Source organism: Aurantimonas coralicida DSM 14790, from assembly GCF_000421645.1.
In the GTDB taxonomy this organism is placed as follows: domain Bacteria; phylum Pseudomonadota; class Alphaproteobacteria; order Rhizobiales; family Rhizobiaceae; genus Aurantimonas; species Aurantimonas coralicida.
Genome location: NZ_ATXK01000023.1, coordinates 1 through 10,320 on the forward strand (window position 1 = coordinate 1; position 10,320 = coordinate 10,320).

General features: G+C 57.8%; 10 protein-coding genes and 1 tRNA gene. 5 read left to right on the plus strand and 6 right to left on the minus strand.

What is annotated here, in order from left to right:
• Positions 1-5 precede the first annotated feature (5 nt).
• Positions 6-95: transfer RNA gene (locus tag H536_RS0121755), tRNA-Ser, on the plus strand.
• A 202-nt stretch (positions 96-297) separates the two neighbouring features.
• On the opposite strand, the gene H536_RS23500 is transcribed toward H536_RS0121755, so the two are convergent.
• Together H536_RS23500 and H536_RS25055 are read right to left on the minus strand one after the other, a co-directional pair.
• Positions 298-1,488: a GGDEF domain-containing protein gene (locus tag H536_RS23500; RefSeq protein WP_155898595.1), complete on the minus strand. Its 1,191-nt coding sequence runs from the start codon at positions 1,486-1,488 to the stop codon at positions 298-300.
• A gap of 323 nt (positions 1,489-1,811) precedes the next feature.
• The gene (locus H536_RS25055) at positions 1,812-2,522 is read right to left on the minus strand and encodes a uracil-DNA glycosylase family protein (RefSeq protein WP_205620019.1); all 711 of its coding nucleotides are present in this window, start codon (positions 2,520-2,522) and stop codon (positions 1,812-1,814) included.
• A 222-nt stretch (positions 2,523-2,744) separates the two neighbouring features.
• Between H536_RS25055 and H536_RS0121770 the strand changes: the two genes are divergently transcribed.
• The gene (locus H536_RS0121770) at positions 2,745-3,737 is read left to right on the plus strand and encodes a site-specific integrase (RefSeq protein WP_024352428.1); all 993 of its coding nucleotides are present in this window, start codon (positions 2,745-2,747) and stop codon (positions 3,735-3,737) included.
• 48 nt (positions 3,738-3,785) lie between these two features.
• On the opposite strand, the gene H536_RS24675 is transcribed toward H536_RS0121770, so the two are convergent.
• The gene (locus H536_RS24675) at positions 3,786-4,118 is read right to left on the minus strand and encodes a hypothetical protein (RefSeq protein WP_155898596.1); all 333 of its coding nucleotides are present in this window, start codon (positions 4,116-4,118) and stop codon (positions 3,786-3,788) included.
• A 337-nt stretch (positions 4,119-4,455) separates the two neighbouring features.
• Here H536_RS24675 and H536_RS0121780 point away from each other — a divergent pair, with 337 nt between their 5' ends.
• Positions 4,456-5,508: a hypothetical protein gene (locus H536_RS0121780; RefSeq protein WP_024352429.1), complete on the plus strand. Its 1,053-nt coding sequence runs from the start codon at positions 4,456-4,458 to the stop codon at positions 5,506-5,508.
• An 823-nt stretch (positions 5,509-6,331) separates the two neighbouring features.
• On the opposite strand, the gene H536_RS0121785 is transcribed toward H536_RS0121780, so the two are convergent.
• Positions 6,332-6,628 (minus strand): hypothetical protein, encoded by a 297-nt coding sequence (locus H536_RS0121785; protein WP_155898597.1) that lies wholly within the window; start codon positions 6,626-6,628, stop codon positions 6,332-6,334.
• A 416-nt stretch (positions 6,629-7,044) separates the two neighbouring features.
• On the opposite strand from H536_RS0121785, the gene H536_RS0121790 reads away from it, so the two are divergent.
• Together H536_RS0121790 and H536_RS24680 are read left to right on the plus strand one after the other, a co-directional pair.
• Positions 7,045-7,290, plus strand: coding sequence for a hypothetical protein (locus H536_RS0121790; RefSeq protein ID WP_155898598.1), 246 nt, complete (start codon positions 7,045-7,047; stop codon positions 7,288-7,290).
• Between the two features lie 398 nt (positions 7,291-7,688).
• Positions 7,689-7,928 (plus strand): excalibur calcium-binding domain-containing protein, encoded by a 240-nt coding sequence (locus H536_RS24680; RefSeq protein WP_244495491.1) that lies wholly within the window; start codon positions 7,689-7,691, stop codon positions 7,926-7,928.
• Positions 7,929-8,506: 578 nt separating this feature from the next.
• Here the strand turns inward: H536_RS24680 and H536_RS24685 are convergent.
• Together H536_RS24685 and H536_RS24690 are read right to left on the minus strand one after the other, a co-directional pair.
• A complete protein-coding gene (locus H536_RS24685) occupies positions 8,507-9,352 on the minus strand; it encodes a hypothetical protein (RefSeq protein WP_155898599.1) in 846 nt (281 codons plus the stop codon).
• The coding region (locus H536_RS24690; protein ID WP_205620020.1) for a hypothetical protein at positions 9,353-10,320 on the minus strand (968 nt) is incomplete at its 5' end.

The following is a 10,320-nucleotide window of genomic DNA, read 5'->3' on the forward strand; positions in this document are numbered from 1 at the left end:
CGGCCGGAGAGGTGGCAGAGTGGTCGAATGCACCGCACTCGAAATGCGGCATACGTGCAAGCGTATCGGGGGTTCGAATCCCCCCCTCTCCGCCAGAATTTCTCAGGTTTTATAGCTAGTTCGGTGCGGCTGCACGGTGATCTGACTGGTCGGCGGTGTAGACGTGCCTGGGTCCGGCACGTCGAGGGCCACGACCGCGGCACGTAGGGCTCTAAAGCTGAACGCGACAGAGCCCAAGGAGGTCACGACCGGAAGAGCCGAGGCGGGCTCGGCTGACTCTGTGCTCCCGCAGTTCAGCTAAGCCGGCATCGCGAGCACATTCAACGTTGCTTCGTATTGGACGACGCGATCTCGGCCGCGGAGCTTGGCAGCATACATTGCCGCATCCGCTTCCCGCATGAGATCAGCCGGATGGCGAAGGCCGGCTGGTTCCATAGCAATCCCGACGCTGGCCCCTATTCGTGCCTTCGCTTGCCCGATGTCGTAGAAGCCGCTGATGGCTTTCCGGATCTCTTCGCCCGCATTCTGCGACGTGATCGCCCGGTCGTCTCTCAGAAGGACTACGAACTCGTCGCCGCCCGTTCGGGCTACGAAATCATCAGGTCCGAGCACGCTGCGGATGCGGCTGCCGACTTTGCGTAGAATCGAATCGCCTGCTTCGTGTCCATGATTGTCGTTGACCGCCTTGAAGCCATCGAGGTCTATGAAGACGAGGGCGGTAGGTCGGCCAACCGCCGTGTTCTCAATCGCGTCGTCGAGAGCGCGCCGGTTTGCCAACCCGGTTAGGACGTCCTCAGAGGCGGCATCTGCCAGCATCTTGCGGGAGCGGTAGAGCTCGAGGAATACTGCGCTCTGCTGTCGACATACAACAAAGCAAATCAAGAGGCAGATGGGATAGAGTAGGCCGGCTGCCTGATGGTATGGATAGGGGCTCAGCATGGTAGCCGGCATTGCAATGCAAGTAGGGAGCAACGAGAGCGTATAGGCGATTGCAGGTCGGACAGAGACGTAGATCAACAAGCCGTTGACGTAGGTCGTAAGCATGAGCGCGCATAGCATGAAAACGAATTCATCACTTGACCAAGCGCCGAGAGCGCCAACAACTCCGATCGAAATAGCGTAGGGCAGCCCTGCTGCAGCGTAGACGATTTGCCGCTGCTCAAGCTCTTGGCGCGGAAGACGCCCCCTGCGACGGCGACGTTGGTAGGAGGCCCCTACGAGGCAACGGATCAGACCGACGGCTACCCCGAACGCGATGCAGCCTATAAGCAGCGCATCAGCACCACGTGCGACGGTGAGCACCAGAACTCCAGTATATGTAAGAACTGAAAGCACAATGGAAGCGACGCTTCCATACATGCAGTCGATGAGATCGCTGAGGACGGCCTCATCGATCTCGCGCCCTAGCAATCGCCCCCACATATCGACAACCAACCTCCCAATTGTGGGCAAGTTGTATGCCTCACGTATCAATTTCTTATCCGGCAACCGTATATCGCTCGTTAAGATGCTACGTGATCAGGCTGACCAGACTTGAACCGCTGAAGGTCCCATATTGGCTCCCTGGATACTCCTTTGCAGCGATGCGGCAGCGTCCTAGGCATCTCTGGTAACGACCGGAGCTTGCAATGGTGACGATCAGGATGTTGTGGGCTGTCATCCCGATCGTTTCGCACAACGACCTCTAACTCCCGCCTCCGGTTGTCTCCTACAGCAGAGCCGGGCATCGTCGGCCGCGAACCAAAGGAGGCCGATCGTTTCAGTCACAACAAGCCCCAGATCTCGCCGCCGGCAAACCGCCCGATCGGCGTTTATCCCGAACCCAGCAATGTGGATGCGCGGTTCACGATCCACCAATCATGAGCGACTTTCCAAGCGGGTGAGCTTCTGCCGAGTGCGCTAGCTTGTCGTGGGTGGACCAGCGGCAAGAGCAGTAGTCGGCGGCCAGCGACCTTGATTTCATGAAGTTGGCCGTAATGCTCATGATCGTTGCCGAAACTACTCACACGCTTGGGCACACGCGGATCGACATGATTCATGAACCATTTGAGAGGCAGGTCGCCCAATGTCACGATCACATCCGGTCGCGCTTCGTCCAGCTCCCTGAGTATCTCTTCTATTCTTTCAGGGGAGGTCAGTGGATTTGGAACGCTCGGCCAATCGAATTTCGCAAGCCCGAACCTTTCCAAGTTGGGCGCGTAGGCCCGAGCGAGAGCCTTAGCTTGATCATCGTTCTTGCAGCTTCGAGGGACAAGGTCGCAAAGCCACGTGTCGTTACGAACGAGACCCAGGGGTTGCAGAAATCGCTTATCGAGAGAAATCCCAGAAGGGCCGTTGGAGTTAGCTGATGCAGGCTCCAGACGTCCTGCCGCTGCTGGCAGTTGAATTCGCGCGATAATCTCAGCGGCGCCTTCGCCGGTCCAGAAAATCGTCGGCTCGGATGCTACCCCCACCGCCCTTATGAGTTCTTTTCTGTCAGGGCCGATCCAGCGTGCATGAACTGCGCTGGCGTAAACGCCCAACACGAAAACTGATTTTGGTCCACGGCACTCTTGCCGAACATCTTGTATGGGCGCTCCGAATGGAAATGTCTGTGGCAACCGCTACTCCGCTTTCTCATCTGGCCGAAACGCGAAGGGTGAAGAATTATCACTTTCATCGGTCCGGGATCGTCATCCGAGATACTCCTTGGCACCGTTGTGCCGGCGTCCTACGCAATCTCCAGTGAACCACCGGAGATTGCAATGGCGACGATCAGGAAGCTTAGGGGACGTTGGCAGGCGCAGGTGCGTCGTCGCGGGATGAAGCCGAGGGCGAAGTCCTTCGACAGCAAGGCCGAGGCCGAGCGCTGGGCTCGTGATCTAGAGACGCAGGTCGACCGCTTTGGTGCCGCCCCCGATACGCGTCTCCTCGAGTCCACCACACTCCGGGATCTGCTCGTCCGCTACCGGCAGGAGGTCACGCCGAAGAAGCGGGGTCACATGCAGGAGAGCCAGCGCATCGACGTGCTGCTCCGGCATGACCTCGCACACCGGACGCTGATCGGCCTGTCCGCTGCCGACCTTGCTGCCTATCGTGACGAGCGCCTCCAGACGGTCAGTCCCGCGACGGCGCTCCGGGAGATCGCCATCCTGAGCCACGTCCTTGAGGTGGCAATGCGCGACTGGGGGATGCCGTTGGCGCGTAACCCGGCGAAGGCGATCCGGCGTCCTCAGATCACCAACGCCCGAGAGCGTCGTCTGCAGGCTGACGAGGAGGCCCGGCTGCTCGCCGCATGCGACACCGGACGGATCGCGTGCATGAAGGCGCTCCTGATCGTCGCTGGTGACTCGGGAATGCGCCGTGGCGAGCTTCTCGGCCTTCGGTGGACGGATCTAGCATTGGATCGAGGGATCGCGTCCTTGGCCCTTACAAAGAACGGCAGCGCTCGGCAGGTGCCGCTGACCATCCGGTCGATCGAAGCGCTCCGTGCGCTTCGCGTAGATGCGTCTACGTCGGACGATCGCGTCTTCCCGATCTCGGCCGGCAGTCTTGAACAGGCATGGCGTCGCCTGTGCGAGCGTGCAGGCGTGACCGGTCTGCGCTTTCACGACCTACGCCACGAGGCCGTGAGCCGGCTGTTTGAGAAGGGCCTGAACGTTGTAGAGGTATCTACGATCAGCGGACACCGCGAGCTCAAGATGCTGCGGCGCTACACGCACCTGAACGCCGACGATCTCGTGGCGAGGGTGGGATGAAGCCTTTGGGTCTACGTAGATGAATCTATACCGCAGCTGTAGGCGTATCTACGGAAGATTCAGTGTCGCGCTCCAGCGCTGAATCCACCGATCCAGTTCGGCTGGATCTAAGCGGTTCAGCTTGGTGTTCTGCAGGAGTGCCATCCCCAGCGACGCATCGCGGACGTTCGAGCCCATATCCGCCATCACCGTGCCTGCTTTCCAACCCTTCAAGTTCAGGATCTCCAGTATGCGCACGCGCGCCCATGGCTCTAGACGCCGGTCCTGTGTGAGCGCGCTGCGTGGAGCCGCAGGTTGGGTTGAGACTGCTGTCGATTTCCCCACCGTCGATGCACCGGCGCGTCTGGCTGTCTGACCGTAGTTCGCCAGGAGCCAGTCCAAGAACTCTCTCCGCTCCGCCTTGGTGGCCTTCTGGAAGGCGTTCTGCAGCTCTGTAACGCGCCGACGCGGTTTGATGATGCCAGCCGCGATTCCTGCAGCCCGAACCGATGGAAATCGGCCGGCGATAAGGTCAGCGTGGATTGTTGGGTGATCGCGCTTCAGGCGCGCCCGAAAGTATGCCGCATCTCGTCTGGCCAATGCCGACCTCGCCTCGCTGAACTTTTTTCGATTCTGTCACGCATCCCGCTCGCCCGCCGCTATAAGTGATTCAGGAACTGCGCGGTCTCCAAAAATTCAACGAAACCTTAGCCTCGGCGAAGCCGGGGATGGAGAACCTATGTCTACGATTCAAACCGCAGACCCTCGCGCGGCTATCATCCAACGCGTCGCCGACTCGGTCACTTTGGTTACGCGTTGCGATCGAGACGATCTTGCTAAAGAGCGCGATCTCCTCGTGACCAAATGGCCGGGATATCGGTTCATGTCGCCGCTGGAGGCCACGATGCTCTTCGCCTCGCTCTATCGCAAACAGCTCAAAATCGCATTCCACGAGAAATACGGGAAGAACCGCCCGGAGGAGATCCGGGGGTTCAGTGATGCGAAGCTCAATCGCGAAGGAGGCGAGTTCACCGGCATGAACCGTGCGCGGCAGCATGCAGACAAACTCGGTGTGCGCTACGATGAATATGTCTACTTCTGCCTTCTGTTCGCGTTTAACCGGCAGAGGAAGATGGCTCCCCGGCCGAGTCAGCTTGGACCGTCGGGGAAGACATTCGTCGCCTGGCACGCCGAGTTCGCGAAGTTCTGGACGACCGAACGCCGGCTGAACGCTCTCATTCGGTCTACGCCATTGCCGCAATACCTCATCCCGAACTACCGCGGATTGCCCGCACAGTGCGGTTACCGAGTGTGGGCACTGGAGTTGGCTGCCTTCGGTGAATCCATTTGGGCGCGTCGCATGGTGGAATGGAACTTGAACCGCCGAGAGCTCCCGCTGCTGTTCTTCCGATCGATCACAGCCAAGCCCGAGCATTTTGTGGACGCCATCGATCAGATCCGCCCTGACGTCCGTGCGCGTCGCGGGACACCGATGCCCGATCAACCGCTTGAGCGGTCTGAGTTCATGCAGAGCTGCCACGGCATTCCGGGTGCGCACGATCCTGCAAGCTCGCAGTGTGCAGCATGCCCCCTTCAGCTCCGCTGTGCGTCCATGGTGGAGGCCGTTGAGAGGACGCTGCAGGCACGCAACCTTTCGACCGATCCTCGTGCTGAGGCGAAGAAGGAAAATGATAGGCAGCGCCAACGAGACAGTCGCCGCAACCGGAAGGCTAGCGCCGCAGCCGCGCCCGTTGTGCGGGAGAATCCAAAGCTTTGGATGGACGGAGCGTAGGCGCTTCGCGCACTGAGCCGGAAGCGTAAGAGGATGAACAGGATGTCACACCTCCCTAATATATATGTCTCTTAGAACCCTCTTGAGAGAATGAGTATATATTAGGGAGGTGTGACATCCGGCTGTGGAGAATACGGCACGGTAAACTGCTTGATGCACCCGGCTCCTAAAGCTCGCTTCGCTCGCCTGCGCGGCCTTCGGCCTTGCCGGTCGCCTTCGGCTCCCGGCGCTGGGAGGGCCTGATCCGGGAGAGGTCCAGTGTAGCTCAGTGCAGCCAATCATCCCCAACCACCCTCCGGCCGTCTCGCGAGCTTCGCTCGCTCGCGCCCTTCAGGTTCTTCGTCCCCGGTAGCGGCGCGTGGTTGTGCTACTTGGTGTGGGTGCTCCGCTTCGGCACGCGGATGATGAAGCGATGTCCTAGGTTGACGCGCATGCCGGTTTGGGGATGCCTAGGGTGTCGGCCTCTACGTTGGTCCCAATCCTTGGCTCTGGCACCAGCGGCTCCTCCACCCCCGGGTGTTCACGTTGCACCTACACGTTCGTTACACGTTTCTTGGTTCCACGTTTACGAATGTGAACACCACGAGCCCGTGGAAAATTTTCTGGCTAGGTGTTCACATTCCGCGTCGCGCGGCATGCACCAGTGCACCGCAGTTCCCGATCCGGGCGGGTATATCGAATAGCTGGAAATCGATGCATTCCCTCTCTTCGTTCGGTAGCCGCGGATCGTATCCTTTCCACCGGCCGGCGGTCACGTAGCAGAACAGTGGCGGACCTCTATGAGCCTCGGGCAAGCCAACAGGACATAGCCGTTGTTATCGCATCATCCGCGTCGATCGACATGCGGGAGCGTCGAAGGTCCGGACGGGTCCGCGAACTCCCATACGATGCTGGTGGTCGCGCTCCGCGCCACCTCACGCGCGACCACCAACGCACCGCCGAGGAGCCCGAGCACGGTCGCCAGAACTGCGACATGACCGGCAGCACGAATGACGAGCCTGCGCCCAATTCTGATTTCGACCCTGTCCATCATCATCTCCAACATCATCGATGACGGCCATTCTGCAGCAGAGCGGATACGAGGGGAGAAGTTACAGACCCGAAATGCGCGGATCGCCATAGCGACTCACCCGCAAGCGTTTGGGATGGGCTGCAGGATCATAGCCCTGCACTCCCAAGAGCGCGCCAGCGAGCCTGCCTGAGTCACCGGCAGCCCTTTCAATGACTGTCAGAGTCTCGGAGGATGTGCGCCCCGGGCTACTCACGTAGATGAAGCCCTCCTTGGACATCTTGCGCAGAGCCGGCCTTGCTGCACGAAATACGATCGGGAGAAATCGTATAGGCGCCGAGCGTGGATCTTGGCGAACGGGAGGGATGCTTGATGTTCACAGTTCGACAGCCATCGCTTGAGCACAGTTCATGTGATCTGATCCATTTGGAGAGATTGAAGCGCTCCCACGATTTCCTACGCCGTCGGTGCGCTCTGGTAAGGCAGCAGACGACCCAGGTGGACGTAGTCCAATGCGGTTGACGGGCATGCTGGCGGCGCTGCTTGCTCGGTTCCGTCCGTCGAAGGAGATCCGACAGGAGGCTACGGTCCTCGTCACCATGCACGGGCCACATGGCGCATGGGTTGCCGCCCGCGACAAACGCCGCTTGGCCGATGTAGTCGATGCGCAGGACGAGGCGCGCCACTGGAACGCGGTGATGCGGGAGGTCGAGCGACAGACCGGGTATATGCACCAGCCCGACACCGCGACACGGATGGCAGAACGCGACTGACGCGGGCGATGAGGATGCCGAAGATCGTTCGGTCAACGCCCCTAACAGGATCTGACGGAGAGAGGTCGACCGGCGAACTGTTCCGATCGGCATAGGCGGTCGCCAGTGAGCGTTCCGTGCCGGCTGCTACGCTACTACGCCCAGATGCCACGGAGCGCGCCACTGAGACTCCCTGAGTCTTGGCGCCCTATCCTGTTTCCCAGCGTCGACAATCTTCACGATCAGATTAGCCGATCGGTCAGACGAGAAGCGGATACTCCAAGCCGGAGGTGTGCGTCATGTCCACTGTCAGCCCATGGAAGCGACAGGATCGTCCTGACAGTGCTGCCCGGCTGCGGCGGCGGTTTGAACGTGTTCCACGACGTCGCCAGCGATCCCGGTGGCCGCGGGACATGTCGATGCTGCTGTTCAAGATCGTCGCAATCATCGGCGTTGGCGGCGCGGCCATGTATGTCGCTCCGGACCGGTCCGGCACATGGTCTGGGATCACGACCAAACATCTTTTCGGGTATCGGAACTGCGACGCTGTGCGCGCCGCTGGGAAAGCGCCGCTAAGGCGAGGGCAACCGGGGTATGCTCGCCATCTGGACCGAGACAACGACGGGATCGCATGCGAGCCGTGGCTGGGGCAGCGGTAGAGTGTGGCGAGGTCTAGGCGGGAGAAACGCAGCCCCCTCCTATGTACTCGCTCCCTACTGGGTCGCTCGTAATCGCTGGGGCGTTCTCACGGTTTAGCTTCCGGGAGCACGGCTAATGGGAACTTCCGTCAAGCAGTGGGTTCGCACCGACGCAATCCGCCAGACCGCATAGTGCTATGGCCTGCGAGCTCAAGACGGGGACAGGCTGTAAGATTAGCGATTTAGACATACGAAGCAGTAACCAGTTGGCGGGAATTTGACATCTCAAGCTCACCCCGTATTGACAACGGGGTCAAAAACCCAAATATCAAATCTGCAGAGCACTTCTGTGAGCGCCTAACCCGTGAGGCCTAAGAACCGATCGGGAACCGCGCCATGGCCAAGAGGGCATTGCCATATGGCTCGCATCAAGGCCATGTCGATGGAGAACAGCAAAAGGTGTTCTCCCACCCAACTCGCTACTGGCTCGCCGGATGACCGAGCAGTTAAGGGCGGCGTTGGTAAGATCTAGAACGGAACGCTCTGTAAATTGATCATTGCGCGAGGGTGGCTCACTTTGCCACCCTCTGTCGCATCACTCATCCTTTTTTGCCGAGTCTTAGCCGGTCGTTTGGGGTGATATTGGCATACTGATGCTCCGATTTAGGGGTGACGGAGCCGTTCTCGCAGTCAAAAAAACTGAAGCGACTAAGTGGTGCGCGCTCTGGTCGCGCATCATAATGGAAGCCAACAGGCAGACTTCGACCAAGTCTGAAAACCCCGCGAAGCCAAGCCCGGTTATGCGCGACCTCGTGCCCGTGAAACTCTCTTCGCTTAGCAGGGATAAATAAGATCCCTCTTTTATCAGAGTAAACTGTTGTCTTTGGATTCACGATTGCAGTCGTGGGCAGGTCGGTAGGCGCTAAGAAGTCTGGTATTTCTTGATCCCATGCCAGTCTAGTGGATTCTGAGAGCGTTTTGACATAAGAGTCGATTTCATAGTTTCTTTCCGGAAGACACCATGGGGTTTTCCTTATTTTTGATTCAAATATCTCGTTCATCACAGGAATATTTTTCTGGAACGATCTAACGCACGACATAATATTGCGCAAAGAATCCGCAATGCTCCTGACATTGGTATCTTTTGGAAGTGAAAACGTCAGCGTGGAAACTGCAAATTCATCAACTAATATTTCATATCTAGGGTGCGGAACATATAATACTTGTAGAGATGCGTGTAGGCCTTTCTCTATTTGATTGCATAGTTCCTTCCTGGTTGTCTTCAATAGACTTTCTACTACTTCTTCAGTGTATGTGTATGGGCGACTGGTCTTAACAGACTCGCCAATTACAATGATATTCTTCTGCCCCTTTGATACAGTCTTTTTGAATGCCTCGAACAGCGGTGCACTAGCTCCAGCCAAAAGAAAGCATTGCATCGGCATTCAATATTTCTTGAGTAGTTCGGCTACAATATCGAGTGGGATCATTATGCGAGCTTGATCGCTTCTGCTCAACCGATTGATAGCGTCGCCGATAGAGATATTTTCAAGACTTGCATTTGTCGTTCTAGCGACTCTCCGCTCGTTCTCGTCAAAAACTCGGTCTATGAAATCGGACTCATCCTCGTTTCTACTCATGATGAATTTTCTAATGCGCTCCCGAAGCACATCAGGCTTCGGCGTGCCATCCATCACGCTATCACTGCCAATGAGATCTTGTGGTATTTTGATGAGCCTTGGATCAGTAGCATCGCCTGTCGTGCTGTCTTGATAGGATTCAGGTTTATCCTTATTCCAGTAGCGATGGAAACCTAATGCTAATGGATCCCGAAAGGCCTTCCAAAGGCCTCTATGGTAGATAATATGCTTGGTCGAATCCTGTTTGGCTCCGATGTTGGCATACCGCCGCACGGGCGGACGGAATAATTCTGCCCTGTCGCCTGGGAGTTCTGCATCCTTTGGAACTACGCCAAATTTACCGGTCGCATTCAGATCTGGAACGACGTCCAATTCGTCAACAAGTTCGGTTTCAATAAAATTTTTCACTCCCTTTGGCGCGAATTTCTTTAGTTCCGCCGAAATCTGTGTTCCCAATTGTGTTAGAAGGAGGGCGTAGTGATGTTCATGCCAGTGATTTCTGCAGGCCTCTTTAATATATTCAGCAAGTTCTTGCTTATTCTGCATCGCGGAAAATGGATCCCCTATTGAATTCACTGCCGACAGCAGCGCTGATGAATCCATGATAGTCAAGTTCGAAGCACTGTCGACAGGTGCAACCCGGCATTCGCTTTGCTGCGCAGCGACGCCACGCCCTCGGCACGCGGCCCCGGCTTTGATAAGAGACCGGCGCGCTCGCAAGGCGCCGACCAATGCCTCGGTTGATTTGAAGCCGCACCGTCCGGACGCCCGTC